The organism is Roseovarius amoyensis, from assembly GCF_003260265.1.
Taxonomy (GTDB): domain Bacteria; phylum Pseudomonadota; class Alphaproteobacteria; order Rhodobacterales; family Rhodobacteraceae; genus Roseovarius; species Roseovarius amoyensis.
This window is the reverse complement of record NZ_QITQ01000003.1, coordinates 181,225-196,457: the sequence shown is the minus strand read 5'-3', so window position 1 is coordinate 196,457 and position 15,233 is coordinate 181,225. Positions and strand designations below refer to the sequence as shown.

General features: G+C 64.7%; 17 protein-coding genes. 11 read left to right on the top strand and 6 right to left on the bottom strand.

Annotated features, from left to right (window positions below; translation table 11 throughout):
- The first annotated feature begins 34 nt into the window (after nucleotides 1–34).
- Nucleotides 35–946, top strand: a complete 912-nt coding sequence (locus DL899_RS04760) for a LysR family transcriptional regulator (RefSeq protein WP_111732831.1) — start codon at nucleotides 35–37, stop codon at nucleotides 944–946.
- A 20-nt stretch (nucleotides 947–966) separates the two neighbouring features.
- Here DL899_RS04760 and DL899_RS04755 read toward each other — a convergent pair whose 3' ends face one another.
- The 3 genes from DL899_RS04755 to DL899_RS04745 are packed head-to-tail and all read right to left on the bottom strand — an operon-like array spanning nucleotide 967 to nucleotide 3,068.
- Entirely contained in the window at nucleotides 967–1,494 is a 528-nt protein-coding gene (locus DL899_RS04755) for a gamma carbonic anhydrase family protein (RefSeq protein ID WP_111732830.1), read from the bottom strand.
- Nucleotides 1,491–2,132 (bottom strand): guanylate kinase, encoded by a 642-nt coding sequence (gene gmk, locus DL899_RS04750; RefSeq protein ID WP_111732926.1) that lies wholly within the window; start codon nucleotides 2,130–2,132, stop codon nucleotides 1,491–1,493. Before gmk ends, DL899_RS04755 begins: the two co-directional genes overlap by 4 nt.
- 48 nt (nucleotides 2,133–2,180) lie before the next feature.
- Nucleotides 2,181–3,068 carry a YicC/YloC family endoribonuclease gene (locus DL899_RS04745; RefSeq protein ID WP_111732925.1) on the bottom strand — a complete coding sequence of 296 codons (888 nt, stop codon included), beginning with the start codon at nucleotides 3,066–3,068 and terminating at the stop codon, nucleotides 2,181–2,183.
- 198 nt (nucleotides 3,069–3,266) lie between these two features.
- Between DL899_RS04745 and DL899_RS04740 the strand changes: the two genes are divergently transcribed.
- Entirely contained in the window at nucleotides 3,267–3,896 is a 630-nt protein-coding gene (locus DL899_RS04740) for a PAS domain-containing protein (protein WP_111732829.1), read from the top strand.
- Here DL899_RS04740 and DL899_RS04735 read toward each other — a convergent pair.
- Nucleotides 3,893–5,269 (bottom strand): class II 3-deoxy-7-phosphoheptulonate synthase, encoded by a 1,377-nt coding sequence (locus tag DL899_RS04735; protein WP_111732828.1) that lies wholly within the window; start codon nucleotides 5,267–5,269, stop codon nucleotides 3,893–3,895. The genes DL899_RS04740 and DL899_RS04735 overlap by 4 nt on opposite strands.
- A gap of 170 nt (nucleotides 5,270–5,439) precedes the next feature.
- On the opposite strand from DL899_RS04735, the gene DL899_RS04730 reads away from it, so the two are divergent.
- From DL899_RS04730 to DL899_RS04695, 8 genes are all read left to right on the top strand, one after another.
- The gene (locus tag DL899_RS04730; RefSeq protein WP_111732827.1) at nucleotides 5,440–6,444 is read left to right on the top strand and encodes a GlxA family transcriptional regulator; all 1,005 of its coding nucleotides are present in this window, start codon (nucleotides 5,440–5,442) and stop codon (nucleotides 6,442–6,444) included.
- 164 nt (nucleotides 6,445–6,608) lie between these two features.
- Nucleotides 6,609–7,796 (top strand): ABC transporter substrate-binding protein, encoded by a 1,188-nt coding sequence (locus tag DL899_RS04725; protein WP_111732826.1) that lies wholly within the window; start codon nucleotides 6,609–6,611, stop codon nucleotides 7,794–7,796.
- 112 nt (nucleotides 7,797–7,908) lie between these two features.
- Entirely contained in the window at nucleotides 7,909–8,691 is a 783-nt protein-coding gene (locus DL899_RS04720; RefSeq protein ID WP_111732825.1) for an ABC transporter ATP-binding protein, read from the top strand.
- Nucleotides 8,692–8,793: 102 nt separating this feature from the next.
- Entirely contained in the window at nucleotides 8,794–9,510 is a 717-nt protein-coding gene (locus DL899_RS04715) for an ABC transporter ATP-binding protein (protein WP_111732824.1), read from the top strand.
- 5 nt (nucleotides 9,511–9,515) lie between these two features.
- Nucleotides 9,516–9,953, top strand: coding sequence for a hypothetical protein (locus tag DL899_RS04710; RefSeq protein WP_111732823.1), 438 nt, complete (start codon nucleotides 9,516–9,518; stop codon nucleotides 9,951–9,953).
- Nucleotides 9,954–10,114: 161 nt separating this feature from the next.
- Nucleotides 10,115–11,125: a branched-chain amino acid ABC transporter permease gene (locus DL899_RS04705; protein WP_111732924.1), complete on the top strand. Its 1,011-nt coding sequence runs from the start codon at nucleotides 10,115–10,117 to the stop codon at nucleotides 11,123–11,125.
- Nucleotides 11,122–12,426 carry a branched-chain amino acid ABC transporter permease gene (locus DL899_RS04700; protein WP_111732822.1) on the top strand — a complete coding sequence of 435 codons (1,305 nt, stop codon included), beginning with the start codon at nucleotides 11,122–11,124 and terminating at the stop codon, nucleotides 12,424–12,426. Before DL899_RS04705 ends, DL899_RS04700 begins: the two co-directional genes overlap by 4 nt.
- Nucleotides 12,427–12,638: 212 nt before the next feature.
- Nucleotides 12,639–12,818 carry a hypothetical protein gene (locus DL899_RS04695; protein WP_162685506.1) on the top strand — a complete coding sequence of 60 codons (180 nt, stop codon included), beginning with the start codon at nucleotides 12,639–12,641 and terminating at the stop codon, nucleotides 12,816–12,818.
- A 13-nt stretch (nucleotides 12,819–12,831) separates the two neighbouring features.
- On the opposite strand, the gene DL899_RS04690 is transcribed toward DL899_RS04695, so the two are convergent.
- Nucleotides 12,832–13,518: a sulfotransferase family 2 domain-containing protein gene (locus tag DL899_RS04690; RefSeq protein WP_111732820.1), complete on the bottom strand. Its 687-nt coding sequence runs from the start codon at nucleotides 13,516–13,518 to the stop codon at nucleotides 12,832–12,834.
- A gap of 177 nt (nucleotides 13,519–13,695) precedes the next feature.
- Nucleotides 13,696–13,842 (bottom strand): hypothetical protein, encoded by a 147-nt coding sequence (locus tag DL899_RS19335; protein ID WP_162685505.1) that lies wholly within the window; start codon nucleotides 13,840–13,842, stop codon nucleotides 13,696–13,698.
- 367 nt (nucleotides 13,843–14,209) lie between these two features.
- Between DL899_RS19335 and DL899_RS04685 the strand changes: the two genes are divergently transcribed.
- The gene (locus DL899_RS04685) at nucleotides 14,210–15,229 is read left to right on the top strand and encodes a sugar transferase (protein WP_162685504.1); all 1,020 of its coding nucleotides are present in this window, start codon (nucleotides 14,210–14,212) and stop codon (nucleotides 15,227–15,229) included.
- Nucleotides 15,230–15,233: the final 4 nt, after the last annotated feature.

Sequence of the window (15,233 nt, the reverse complement as noted above, 5' to 3'; positions counted from 1 at the left end):
AAATTCCGCATTCTTGCATGAGTATATCGCATATATGCCCCCTACCCCACGCCGCTTTCTGCCTTCTACCGCCAGCCTGCGCGCGCTCGAGGCGCTCGACCGGCTGGGCAGCGCCACCGCCGCCGCCGAAGAGCTGAACCTGTCCCAAAGCGCCGTCAGCCGGCAGTTGCAGACGCTGGAGGATCAGCTTGGCGTGCGGCTGTTGCTGCGCCACGGCCGCCGTTTGGCGCTGACGCCGGAGGGCACCGACTACGCCGCCTCGGTGCGCGAGGCGCTGCAAAAGATCACCCAGGCGTCGCAACGGCTTACGGTGAACCCCTCGGGCGGGTCGCTGGACCTGGCGATATTGCCGACCTTTGGCATGCGCTGGCTGGTGCCGCGCCTGCCCGATTTCGCGCGCCGTCACCCGGAGGTGACGATCAACCTCGCCACTCGGCTGCGACCGTTCAACTTTGCCTCTGAAGGGTTTGATGCGGCTATATTTTTCGGTGACGGAAATTGGTCCGGTACCGCCACGTTAAAGCTGCGGGACGAGGCGCAGGTCGCGGTTGCGGCGCCCGCGCTGCTGGAGACCGATACGCCAACCACACCGCGCGACCTGCTGCGGCTGCCGCTCTTGCATATCGAAACCCGGCCACGGGCCTGGGCGGGCTGGTTCGCCGCGCACGGGGTGACGATCGAGACGGTCACCGGCACGATCTACGACCAGTACGGCACCATCACCCAGGCGGCGCTGCATGGGCTGGGGGTGGCGCTGTTGCCCGATTACCTGGCGGAACAGGACCTCGCCATCGGCCGGCTGCGCCGCGCATGGGGCGGGCCGACGCCGCTGTCGGGGGCCTATTACCTGGTCTGGCCCGAGGCCAGGACGCGCCACAGCGCGCTGGTCACCTTCCGCGACTGGCTGGCGACACAGGTCGACGACGACGAGCGCCTGCCGCGCTAGCCCTGCGGCGCGCCCCGTGGTCATCCCGTGACTGGCGTCAGCCCCTCGCGGAACCGGCGCATGTTGCGCTGATAGTTGCGCGCGCTTTCGCGCAGCCCCTCGATGGCGGCGTCATCAAGGCTGTGCACCACCCTGCCCGGTGCGCCCATGACCAGGCTGCCGGGGGGGATTTCCTTGCCCTGGGTCACCAGCGCGCCGGCCCCGATCAGGCAGTTTTCGCCGATCACCGCACCGTTCAGTACCGTGGCGCCCATTCCGATCAGCGTGTTCTGCCCCAGCGTGCAGCCATGCAGCATCGCCTTGTGGCCGATGGTGCAACCCGGCCCGATGGTCAGTGGATAACCCGGATCGGTATGTAGGACGCTGTTTTCCTGGATGTTGCTGCCCGCGCCCACGACGATAGTTTCGTTGTCGCCCCGCAGCGTGGCACCGAACCAGATCGAACCGCCGGCCTCCAGCACCACTTTACCGATCACGTTGGCATCGGGGGCGACCCAGGTGTCTGGGTCGATCTCGGGCACGCGGCCCTGCAAGCTGTAAATCGTCATGTCTGCTCCTCGAATTCCCGCTGCAGCCGTTGGACATGGGCGTTCAGCCCGGGTTGCTGCACGCGTTTCAGCCGCGTGGCGCTGACGATGGTTGTCAGGCGCGCGAACGTGTCTTCCAGATCGTCGTTGATCAGGACGTAATCGTATTCTGCCCAGTGGCTGATCTCGTCCCAGCTTTTCAGCATCCGCCGGGCGATCACCTCGGCCGAATCCTGCCCGCGCTTTTCCAGCCGCCGGCGCAATTCGGCAATCGAGGGCGGCAGGATGAAGATCGACAGGGTGTGTGCGCTTAGGGTGGAAGTCTGAACCTGCTGCGCGCCCTGCCAGTCGATATCAAAGAGCACATCGCGCCCCTCGTTGATCGCCGCCTCGACCGATGCCTTGGGTGAGCCGTAGAAGTTGCCGAAAACCTGGGCGTGCTCCAGCATTTCACCGTCATCCACCTGGCGCTTGAACTCGGCCTCGCTGAGGAAATGATAATCCTGCCCGTCCACCTCGCCCGCGCGGGGCGGGCGGGTGGTGGCCGAGACGGAAAACGAAATGCTGGGGTCCCAGTCCCGCAGCCGCCGCGACAGCGTCGATTTTCCCGCGCCCGAGGGCGACGAAAGGATGATCAAAAGGCCCCGCCGTTCGGTCATGTTGCGCCCTGCCCCGCCTTTGTTACCGGCCATGTGCCGGCCCTGTCTTCATTCCACATTCTGCACCTGCTCGCGCATCTGGTCGATCACGGTTTTCAGCTCCAGCCCCAGCGCCGTCAACGCCGCGTTCTGCGCCTTGGAACACAGGGTGTTGGCCTCTCTGTTGAATTCCTGCATCAGGAAATCCAGCTTGCGGCCCACCGGACTGCCCGCCGCCAGCAATTCGCGCGCGGCGGCGACATGGGCGCGCAGGCGGTCGATTTCCTCGGTCACGTCCTGCTTGACCGCCATCATCGCCATTTCCTGCGCGACACGGGCCTCGTCGGCCTGCACCGTCTCGGTCACTCGCGCCAGCGCCAGGGCGAATGCACGCCGGGTTTCCGGCAGCCGCGCCTCGGCGGCCTCGGCCGCGGCCTCGGTCAGGCGTTCGATCGCGTCAAGTTGCGCCGTCAGCACGCGGGCCAGCGCCTGGCCCTCGGCCTCGCGCATCTTCAGAAAGGCCGCCAGCACAGGCTCCATATCCGCCACCAGCACGGGCGTCAGCGCCTCGGTGCCGGTGTCGTCGGACGGGGTGTCAAAGATGCCGCGCAGCGCCAGCAGGTCGGCCGCCGTGGCCGGGGCCAGCGCGACGCCGCGCTCCGCTGCACGCGCCTCGACCACCTCAAGCGCGCTCAGCGCATCCTCCAGCCGCGCGGGGTTGACCGCCAGCGCACCGGCGCCTTGGTCGCGCGCAACCTTCAGCGTCAGGTTCACGTTGCCGCGCGCCATCGCCCCGGCCAGCCGCGCGCGCAGCCCGGCCTCCAGCCCCTCGATCCAGTCGGGGACGCGCAGGCGCATATCCAGCCCCTTGCCATTGACGCTGCGCAGCTCCCACGTCCAGGAAAACCCTTCGCCGCCCCCTCGGGCGGTGGCGAACCCCGTCATTGATCTGAGCACGCCCATCCTCCTGCGACATCCTGGTGCGGGCCTGTCCTAGTCGCTCACCGGGCCAAGGGCAAGCGCGCCTCCGGTTAACCAATCACGCGCAATCCGCGCGCAATCCCCGAAAAACTGCGGTAAATTGTAATCGAATTGCCAGCAACCGGGCGCGGCGTTTCACGCCGCTGCCGCAAGAACCGCCGACAGGATGCCTGAATGACCGACCTGGTTCACTATCCTGGCGCCGCCGCCCCGATTCATGATGCCGGGCTGCGCGCCCTTTATGCCTATTGGCGGGGCCTGTGCCGGGGCCCGCAATTGCCAAGGCGCGCGGATATCGACCCGCGGCGGATCGAGGCGGTGCTGCCCAACGCCTTTGTCCTGGAACGGATCGCGCCGGGCCTGGCCCGGTTCCGGGTTGCGGGCACGCACCTGGCCGATCTGATGGGCATGGATGTGCGCGGCATGCCGGTCAGTTGCCTGATCCGGCCTGCCGGGCGCGAACATTTCGCCATCGCGCTGACCTGCCTGTTTGAGAACCCGGCAAAGCTGGATCTGTGGCTGACGGCGCCGGCCGGGCCGCTGCGCGGGGCGCAAAGCGGGCAGATGATCCTATTGCCGCTGCAGGGCGATCGGGGAGAGGTCGACCGGGCGCTGGGATGTCTTGTCAGCACGGAGGCGACGGGGCACGCACCACACCGGTTCGACCTGTCGCGCATCCATGTGACACCGCTGAGCGCGCAAGCGGCCGAGCCCCCTGCCCCATCGACCCGCCCGGCCCTGCGCGGCAAACGCCCATGGCTGCGGTTGGCCGCCAGCGATGGCGTGCGCCGGCCTGCGCCTTAAACGGCGGCGCGGGCCTCGGCGGCGCGGGCGGCGCGCAGGCCAGACAGCTCTTCGGCCACGAGGAACGCCAGTTCCAGCGATTGCGAGGCATTCAGCCGCGGGTCGCAGGCGGTGTGATAGCGGTCGGCAAGGTTTTCCTCGAGCACCGCATGCACCCCGCCGGTGCATTCGGTCACGTCCTGGCCGGTCATCTCGAAATGCACGCCGCCGGGGATCGTGCCCTCGGCCCGGTGAATGGCAAAGAACTCCTGCACCTCGCGCAGCACCGAGTCGAAGGGCCGGGTCTTGAACCCGGTCGCCGATTTGATGGTGTTGCCGTGCATCGGATCGCACACCCAGACCACGTCGGCTCCCTCTTCGCGCACGGTCCGGATCAGGCGGGGCAGATGTTCGCCCACCTTGCCGGCGCCGAAACGCGCAATCAGCGTCAGCCGCCCGGCCTCGTTTTCCGGGTTCAGCCGCGCCAGCAGGCGCTTGAGGTCGTCGGTTTCCATCGTCGGGCCGCATTTAAGGCCGATCGGGTTCAGCACCCCGCGGCAGAATTCGACATGGGCGCCGTCAGGCTGGCGCGTGCGGTCGCCGATCCACAGCATGTGGCCGGAACCCGCCAGCCACTTGCCAGAGGTGGAATCGAGTCGGCACAGCGCCTCTTCGTATTCCAGCAGCAGCCCCTCGTGGCTGGTGTAGAAATCGACCGATTGCAGCGACGGCGCATTGGTGCTGTCGATGCCGGCGGCGCGCATGAAATCCAGCGTATCGCTGATCCGGCCCGCCATCTCGCGATAGCGTTCGGCCTTTTCGCCCTCGGCAAAGCCCAGCGTCCACTGGTGCACCTGGTGCACATCGGCATAGCCGCCGGTGGAAAACGCGCGCAGCAGGTTCAGCGTCGCCGCCGCCTGGGTATAGGCCTGCAGCATCTTGCGCGGATCGGGTGTGCGCGCCTCGGGCTTGAACGCCAGTTCGTTGATGATGTCGCCGCGATAGCTGGGCAGTTCGACGCCATCCAGGGTTTCGGTCGGGGCCGAGCGTGGTTTGGCGAACTGCCCGGCCATGCGCCCCACCTTGATGACCGGCACCTTGGCGCCGTAGGTCAGCACCATCGCCATCTGGAGCATCACCTTGAAGGTGTCGCGGATCGCATCTGCCGAGAACTGGTCAAAGGCTTCGGCGCAATCGCCACCCTGCAGCACGAACGCCTCGCCGCGCGACGCCGCGCCAAGCTGACGCTTGAGCCGCCGCGCCTCGCCGGCAAAGACCAGCGGCGGAAACTTGGCAAGCTGCGCCTCGACCTCGGCCAGGGCCGCGGGGTTGGTATAGTCGGGCATCTGCACCCGGGGCTTTTCGCGCCAGTCGGATTTCTGCCACTCGGTCATTGCGTCTCTCCGCCTTCGAAAACGTTCTTGAATATACAGGAGCCGCCCGCCAGAGGCCAGAGACGAAACGGACAGGCGCTGTCGTTTTTGAACGCCCGCGGCCTTGTCAATTGCATCCCGATCGTGAAAAGAGGCAGGTGGATGACGCCACGTCGCAAGGATTCGTCGCCATGCAGACAGAGACAGTCACGCTCGATGCACGGCCGCAAGGCACGCCGAAACGCTTTGTCTTTGTTCTGCTGGAAGACTTTACCCTGCTGTGCTTTTCCGCTGCGGTGGAAAGCCTGCGCATCGCCAACCGCATGGCGGAAGAAACCCTTTATACCTGGGCCATCGCCGGCGAGAACGAGGACGGAACCGTCCGCTGCTCTGCCGGGGCGAATTTCCGGGTCGACATGGGTCTTGACGAGCTGAATCGCGACGACGTGGTGATGGTCTGCGGCGGCATCGACGTGCACAAGCATACCAGCCGCAAGATCCTGAACTGGCTGCGCCGCGAGGCCCGGCGCGGGCTGCGCATCGGCGGGCTGTGCACGGCGGCCTACACGCTGGCCAAGGCCGGGCTGCTGGACGGCAAGCGCGCGACGATTCACTGGGAAAACCAGGACAGCTTTGCCGAGGAATTCGACGAGGTGGAACTGACCAAGTCGGTCTTCGTGATCGACGGCAACCGCATGTCGACCGCCGGCGGCACCTCGTCCATTGATCTGATGCTCAAGATCATCGCCGACGATTTCGGCGAAAAGCTGGCCAATGCCGTGGCTGACCAGATGATCTATGCCTCGATCCGCACCGATCAGGACACGCAGCGCCTGTCGGTGCCCACCCGCATCGGCGTGCGTCACCCCAAGCTGAGCCAGGTCATCCAGATGATGGAGGCCAACATCGAGGAACCGATCAGCCCGGCGACGCTGGCGCGCGATGTCGGCATGTCCACCCGCCAGCTGGAACGGCTGTTCCGCCGCTATCTCAACCGCAGCCCCAAACGCTATTACATGGAACTGCGGCTGCAAAAGGCGCGCAACCTGTTGATGCAGACCGACATGACGGTGATCAACGTGGCGCTGGCCTGCGGCTTTGCCAGCCCGTCGCATTTCTCGAAATGCTACCGGGCGCATTACGACACCACCCCCTATCGTGAACGCGGCAGCCACGCGGCCCGCCTGTCGGTCTGACGCAGGCGCAAAGCCGCCGTTACATACCGGATGAGCCCCCTGCCCGCGCGGGCTGCGACATAAACCGGCGCCCACGGCGTGACGCTGCAATCCCCCTTGCTTTTTGTGTTTGGAACGCAATAGGTTCTTGCCCAGAGACATCCTTTGGACAGGGAGAAAATCCGATGAAGAAGTTTCTTGCAACAACCGCCATCCTGGCCCTTGGCGCCGGCTCGGCGATGGCCGCCGACGATGTCAAGATCGGCATCATCCTGGGCTTTACCGGCCCGCTGGAATCGATCACCCCGCACATGGCGGGCGGCGCCGAACTGGCGATCAACGAGGTGTCGGAAAGCGGCAAACTGCTGGACGGCGCAACGGTCGTGCCGGTACGCGCCGACAGCACCTGCATCGACGCCGCCGCCGCCACTGCCGCGGGCGAACGGCTGGTTACCTCCGATGGCGTCAACGGCATCATGGGTGCTGACTGTTCCGGCGTTACCGGCGCGGTACTTGCCAACGTGGCGGTTCCCAACGGGATGGTGATGATTTCACCCTCGGCCACGTCGCCCGCGCTCAGCACGGTCGAGGATAACGGGCTCTTCTTCCGCACCGCGCCGTCGGATGCCCGCCAGGGCGAGATCATCTCGGACGTGCTGAAGGACCGCGGCATCACCTCGGTCGCGATCTCTTATACCAACAACGACTACGGCAAGGGGCTGGCCGATTCGATCAAGGCTTCGGTCGAGGCCGCGGGCGGCACGGTCACCATCTCGACCGCGCATGAAGACGGCAAGGCCGACTATTCGGCTGAAGTCGGCGCGCTTGCCTCTGCGGGCGGCGATGCGCTGATCGTGGCCGGCTATGTCGACCAGGGCGGCTCGGGCGTCATTCGCGCCGCTCTCGACACCGGCGCCTTCTCGACCTTCGTGTTGCCAGACGGCATGTACGGCACCGTTCTGGAAGAGAAGTTCGGCAGCGAACTCGACGGCTCATTTGGCACCGTGCCGGGCACCGACAGCCCCGGCGGCAACACCCTGGTCGAAATGGCGGATGCAGCCGGCATCGAAGGCACTTCGTCCTTTGTCGCCGAAAGCTATGACGCCGCGGCGCTGCTGCTGCTCGCCATGCAGGCGGCCGGGTCGTCGGCTCCGGCCGACTACATGGGCAAGGTCATGGACGTCGCCAACGCCCCGGGTGAGCCGATCTATCCCGGCGAGCTGGGCAAGGCGCTCGACCTGGTCGCCGCTGGCACCGACATCGACTATGTCGGCGCCTCCTCGGTTGAACTGATCGGCCCCGGTGAATCGGCCGGCTCCTTCCGGGAGTACGAGTTCAAGGACGGCAAGATCACCACGGTCGGCTATCGCTGATCCGGTGACATGATTGGACAGCCCGGCCATGCCGGGCTGCCTTTCGTCATCATAACAACAACTTCGCCGCCAACCTTCAGGTCGAGCGGGGCATCCTCACGGGGGGGCATGCATGATCGTCGTCGAAGACGTTCACAAGCATTTCGGCGGGTTTCACGCCGTCGACGGCGCCAGCCTGTCGATCCGCGAAGGGTCGATCACCGGGTTGATCGGGCCGAACGGCGCGGGAAAAACCACCCTTTTCAACGTGATCGCCGGTGTTCTCAAACCGACGTCGGGGCGCGTCACCATGGCGGGCGAGGACATCACCGGCCTGCCGCCGCACGAGCTGTTTCACAAGGGGCTACTGCGCACCTTTCAGATCGCGCATGAATTCTCGTCGATGACATGCCGTGAAAACCTGATGGTGGTGCCGGGGCAGCAGTCGGGCGAACGGCTGTGGAACACCTGGTTCGGCCGCCGCCGCATCGCCGACGAGGAACGCGCGCTGCGCGCCAAGGCCGACGAGGTGCTGGAATTCCTGACCATTTCCCACCTGGCCGATCAGCGTGCGGGCGAAATTTCCGGCGGTCAGAAAAAGCTGCTGGAACTGGGCCGCACCATGATGGTGGATGCGCGCATCGTGTTCCTGGACGAGGTCGGCGCCGGGGTGAACCGGACGCTTTTGAACACCATCGCCGACGCCATCGTGCAGCTTAACAAGGAACGCGGCTATACCTTCGTGGTGATCGAACACGACATGGATTTTATCGGCCGCATCTGCGACCCGGTCATCTGCATGGCCGAGGGCAAGGTTCTGGCCGAGGGCACGCTGGACGAGATCAAGGCCAACGAGCACGTCATCGAGGCCTATCTTGGCACCGGCCTGAAGAACAAGGAGCTGGCAGGCGCATGATGGAAGCAGCCGCAGCATTCGGGGGCTCTGCCCCCGCCGCCCGTGCCGGGCGGCCCCCCCGGGGTATTTCTGACCAGAAAGAAGCAGCGGGGGCGCGCGCCCATGTCTGAGCCATTCCTGATCGGCGAAGGGATGACCGGCGGTTACGGCAAGTCCGGGCCGGACATCCTGCATGACTGCACCATCGCCGTCGAACGCGGCCAGATCGCCGTGATCGTGGGCCCCAACGGCGCCGGGAAATCGACAGCGATGAAGGCGGTGTTCGGCATGCTGAACCTGCGCAAGGGGCGTGTGCTGCTGGACGGCGAGGACATCACCGCGCTCAGCCCCCAGGCGCGGGTGCGCAAGGGCATGGGCTTTGTCCCGCAGAACGGCAACATCTTTACCTCGATGACGGTCGAGGAAAACCTCGAGATGGGTGCCTTTATCCGCGAGGACGATATTTCGGGCACGATGGAACAGGTCTATGATCTCTTTCCGATCCTGCGCGAAAAGCGCCGCCAGCCGGCGGGTGAATTGTCGGGCGGACAGCGCCAGCAGGTGGCCGTGGGTCGCGCCCTGATGACCGAGCCCAAGGTGCTGATGCTGGACGAACCCACCGCCGGGGTCAGCCCGATCGTGATGGACGAGCTTTTCGACCGGATCATCGAGGTCAGCCGCACCGGCATCCCGATCCTGATGGTCGAACAAAACGCCCGCCAGGCGCTGGAGATCGCCGATCGCGGCTATGTTCTGGTGCAGGGCGCCAACGCCTATACCGGGACCGGCAAGGAATTGCTGGCCGATCCCGAGGTACGGCGAAGTTTTCTGGGAGGATGAGAACCATGCGCAAGATTATCGCAGGGCTGGTGACGCTGGCCGCACCGCTGGCACTGGCCGGCTGCGGCGGCGGCGGAGCCGACCCGGTGGCCGAGGCGGCCGCGTCCAGAACAGCGCATGCCAACATGGTCGCCGGGCTGGGGAACAACTTCATCTGGGATTGCACGCTGGAACACGAAGAACCCGGCGGCATGCCGTGGCAGTTCGTACTGCAGCGTCGGGGTGAAGGCTCGCGCGCCGAGGTTGTGGCCCTGGAGGCCAGCAAGAGAGTGGCGCGCCGGACGGAGGTGCGCAAGGACAATGCCGCGCGCATCTATATCATGCATGACGGCAGCCGGGTTCTGATCGCTGCCGATGGCGAGGTGCGCGCCAGAGGAACGGGTGTGGCGAGCGCCTCGGACCATCCCGACGGGCGCTGCCGCAAAGGCGGGCAACCAGTATGACCGCGCGGGGCCTGGATCGCGCCTTTTGGGCATCGCGCGGGATGCGCGAGAGTGTTGAAAAGCCGATAGTTGGCGAGGGAAGCTGTGGATAAATATGGGGATTTCTTGTGGATATCTGACATCCACGCCGATTTCGGCGCCCGGATCGGGGGGCGCGCATGATCGAGTTCCTGAACGCGCTGGTGGTGCTGACGAACTTCGTCCTGGTCCCGGCCATCGCCTATGGCAGCCAGCTGGCGCTGGGGGCGCTGGGGGTGACGTTGATCTATGGCATCCTGCGGTTTTCCAACTTTGCCCATGGCGACACCATGGCCTTTGGCACCATGGCCACGATCCTGGTCACCTGGTGGCTGCAATCGCTGGGGCTGAGCCTGGGGCCCCTGCCCACCGCCCTGCTCGCACTGCCTGTCGGCATTCTTGTCTGCATGGCGCTGGTGCTGTTCACCGATCGCGCGGTCTATCGCTTTTACCGCGAGCAGAAGGCCAAGCCGGTGATCCTGGTCATCGTCTCGATCGGGGTGATGTTCGTGCTCAACGGGCTGGTACGCTTTGTCATCGGCCCCGGCGAGCAGCGGTTTGCCGATGGTGAACGGTTCATCATCACCGCCCGCGAATTCCGTGACTGGAGCGGGCTGAGCGAGGGGCTGGCGCTCAAGACCACGCAGGGCATCACCGTGGTGACGGCGGTGATCGTCGTGGCGGCGCTGTTCTGGTTCCTGGGCCGCACCCGCACCGGCAAATCGATGCGCGCCTATTCCGACAACGAGGATCTGGCGCTACTGAGCGGCATCAACCCCGACCGGGTGGTGATGGTGACTTGGCTGATCGTCGCCGGGCTGGCGACCATCGCCGGCGTGCTTTACGGGCTGGACAAGACCTTTAAGCCCTTCACCTATTTCCAGCTTTTGCTGCCGATCTTCGCCAGCGCCATCGTCGGCGGACTGGGCAGCCCGCTGGGCGCCATCGCCGGCGGCTTTATTATCGCCTTTTCCGAGGTGACGATCACCTATGCCTGGAAAAAGGTACTGGTCTATCTGCTGCCTGACGCGTTGGAACCTAGCGGCCTGGTGCAGTTGCTGAGTACCGATTACAAGTTCGCGGTCAGTTTCGTGATCCTGCTGATCGTTCTGCTGTTCCGGCCCACGGGCCTGTTCCGGGGGAAATCGGTATGAGCCAGACTCTGAAAAACTTTGGCCTTTTCGCGGTTGTGGCGCTGCTGATCGTGCTGACCGGCGTGATGCAAAGCTGGGGCACGGCGCTGCTGATCCTCAACATGGGGCTGGTTTCAGCGGTGATGAGCCTGGGCGTCAACCTGCAATGGGGGTTTGCCGGGCTGTTCAACGTCGGGATCATGGGCTTTGTCGCGCTTGGCGGGCTGGCGACAGTGCTGGTGGCGATGCCGCCGACGGTCGACGCATGGTCGGCCGGCGGTGCAAGGGTGCTGGCGGGGCTCTTGACCGGGGCCGGCGTGATCGTGGCGGCGGTGCTGGTGCGCCGGCGCATGGCGCCCTCGCGGTTGCGCGGGCTGCTGACCGTGGCGATCCTGGCGGGCGGTTTCTTTCTTTACCGCTGGGTTTTCGACCCCGGCGTCGCGGCGGTCGAGGCGGTCAACCCCGCCGGCACCGGCTATCTGGGCGGGCTGGGCCTGCCGATCCTTCTGTCCTGGCCCGTGGGCGGGCTGCTGGCGGCCGGGGCGGCCTGGATCATCGGCAAGGCGGCGCTGGGGCTGCGCAGCGACTATCTGGCCATCGCAACGCTGGGCATCGCCGAGATCATCCTTGCGGTGATGAAGAACGAGGACTGGCTGAGCCGCGGCGTCAAGAACGTGGTCGGCCTGCCCCGCCCGGTACCCTATGAGGTCGATCTGCAGACCGATCCGGGTTTCATCGAAAGCGCGGCGGGGCTGGGGCTGGACCCGGTGATCGCCTCGTCGCTTTATATCAAGCTGTCCTATGCGGGTCTGTTCGCGGTGGTGCTGGCCGTCATTCTGGTTCTGGCGCAGCTGGCCCTGGCCAGCCCCTGGGGCCGGATGATGCGCGCCATCCGCGACGACGAGGTCGCGGCCGAGGCGATGGGCAAGGATGTGACGCGCCGGCATCTGCAGATTTTCATCCTCGGCTCGGCGGTCTGCGGCATTGCCGGGGCGATGATGACCACCCTTGACGGTCAGCTTATCCCGACCTCCTATCAGCCGCTGCGCTATACCTTCCTTATCTGGGTGATGGTGATCGTCGGCGGTTCCGGCAACAACTTCGGTGCCGTTCTGGGCGGGTTCCTGATCTGGTTCCTGTGGGTCCAGGTCGAACCGATCGGGTATTGGCTGATGCAGGTTATCACCACGCCGCTCGCCGATGGCAGCGCGCTGAAGGAGCACCTGCTGGGCAGTGCCGCGCATATGCGGTTGCTGACGATGGGTCTTATCCTATTGCTGGTGCTGCGTTTCAGCCCGCGGGGGCTGATCCCGGGGAAATAGCCAGGGCAGATTTCAGCGGTTTCTCTGTTTCCCCTGACACGACAATTGTTGTGTCAGGGGCCATTAGTCTCTAAAATAGTGACAATTATGTCAAGAAAGTACCTTCTGCCAACGGTCAAGCCGAATTTTCGCCACTTTTGTCAACTCAGGGTATAGAGGATAGTTATCCACAGGCGGATTGCGCCGCCATCCTGGCCTTGAAAGGGCACGTAGTGATTGACCGCATTACCATTTTTGCCCAGGAGGAGTCTGGCGCCATCTCCATCGATTGGATGGTGTTGACTGCAGGCGTGATGATGCTGGGCCTGACCGCTGTTGCCGCCGTCAAGACGGCCTCGGTCGAGAGTGTATCGGGCGTGCTCTCCAGCATCTCGGTGCCGGGAAGCCCCTGAGCCCCCTGCCCGATCAGTCGAAGCTGTATCCCAGAAGTTCTATTTCATCCGCGAACTGACGCGCGACAATGTCGCGCCCGGCTGGTGAATAGGCGGCGCGAAAATCGCCCCCCGGACCTTTGATCTCGTGCGGCAGTTCGACGTGCGCCAGGCCAACCCGGTCGCAGACGGTCGCAAAGTCCTGGTTCAGGTTTTCGAAGCGGCCGATGAAATCGACCAGAACAGTGCCATCCTCACCGCAGATGAACGCGGTCTGCGGCTTCAACTGTGGATCGGCGGCAAAGCGTTCAAGGAATTCATCGAATTCCATCGGCGCATCAATGCCGTATTCGCCGGTCTTCCAGTCGCCCGACATCAGCTTGCGATAGACGGAATACAGCCTGTCCCACGGATTGCGCACAAAGGCGAACTTGAAATACGTGTCGAACTGCGCCTGGGTGACGGTCAGCATGCTGCGCGGGTTGGCATAGGGAAAGCCGGCGCGCAGCGCGGCCATGCGGCTGGCATAGCGCATGTGGCAGACTGATCGACGTGCCGCAGCCACGATCGGGTTCGGATGCGGTTTCAGCCGTCGAATGGTGCGATGATCCTGGCGGCCATAGCCGGAAAAATCGGCGTGGTGGCCGAGCACCGCCTCGATGCTGGTGCCGGCGCATTTGGGAATATGGATAAAGATCGCCTTGTAGTCGTGGCTGATCATGGGTACCCCCGCCGCTGACCCGGGATCGGGTGCGGGAACCTGATCGTTCGCGCGTCAGGAAATGTCAAGCAAAGCCGCAAGCCGCCGTTGCCGCCCAGGGCGCGCGATTCGCCTGTCATGGGGTGGTGCGTGCCCTATCAGCGCCATATCCGGTTACCGAGGGGGCGCCATGGCATTTCACTGCGCAGTGTTGCCATTTCGTGCCGGCGCGGGCGGGAATCCGCCCGTTCTTGCAAAAATCATATTTTCCAATAATATAACCAACAGATGTTTCTGCTTTAGGGGATGCATGAAGCGGACGGTGAGAAGAATGATGGCCGCCATGACGCCGTTTTCCCGCCGCGATTCTCTGGTCGTGTTGACGCAGTCTTTACCAATTTCTAGATGATGGGTCACGAGACAGTGAACAATTGGCGCACACGAAAAGGTCAGTACGGGCGGCTAACAGACGAGATCAACAAGGGCTTGAGAACGACACCGCGGTGCCGGGTTCAAAAGGCACCCCGTTTACACCCTGACCCGAGCATTTGGAGACGACAGTATGGGCAATGAAGGCCCTCTGACGACCGGGGCCCCCGCGCCCGTGGCACTGGCTGTCACAGATGCGCATGCGTGCCCCGCGCCGGCATCGGTGTCGGCCGTCAGACCTGCGGGTCACCGCCGCGCCCACCGTCGCCTCGGCCCCGGTTTCGTGCCCCGAAACGAAACCCTGCACAGGATTTACAATCTTGCCGTCGTGATCCCGATCACCATCGTGGCGCTGCCGGTCATGGCGTTGATTTCGCTTGCGCTGCTCTTTACCCAGGGCCCCGGTATCCTGCATTTCGGCGAACGGCTGGGGCGCGACGGGCGGCGTTTCAACATGATCAAGTTCCGCACCCTCGATACCGAGGCACAGCGCCTCAGCCGTACCGGCGCGCTGCCCAAGGACAGCGGCCTGGAAACCCCCTTGGGAAGGTTCCTGCGCGCCTCGCGGCTTGACGAATTGCCGCAGCTTTTCAACATCTTGCTTGGCGACATGAACATCTACGGCCCGCGCCCTGTGCGCCCGGTTCTGGCCGAGGCGGAAATGCGCAGAAACCCGCTTTATGGTATGCGCTTTCACGTCAAGCCGGGGCTGATCGGGCACACTCAGGCCTACATGCCCCATGATGCCACGCGGCGGCTGCGGGCCAAATACAATTACATCCTGTGCACTAATCCGGTCTACTACCGGATGGAGCTGGCGCTTTGCCTGCAGGTGGGGATGCGGGTGCTGTCGCGCGCGCTGGTCGAGATCTGGCTGCACCTGCGGCCAAGGAAAGACCACGCCGCTGCCGCGCAAGAGGCGCGCCGCGCCCGGCGCTGGCAATTGGGGCTGCGCCTCGATACATCCAAGACAGAAATCCCGGTCATCGGCATCTCTCATGATCGTATCATTATGGCCCAACGGCTGTCACAGCCCATGCCCGGCCGCGTTGACCTGATCATCCGGGTCCGCCCGACGGGAACCCGCAAGGCCGTGATTTCGCTGACTGAAATCGGCCCGGTCAGGGACGGCTATGCCTATGCCTATGCCCCCGGCAACGAGGTTGCGATCTATATGATCGACCGCTACCCGATGAGCGAACCCGCGATCCCGCCGCGCCCGCCGAAACCAGTTTCCGCCCCCTTCCGGCAGGCCGACCGGCAAGGCCCCATGACCGGGGCAAAGGGCATTTCGGCAAAGTGACCGA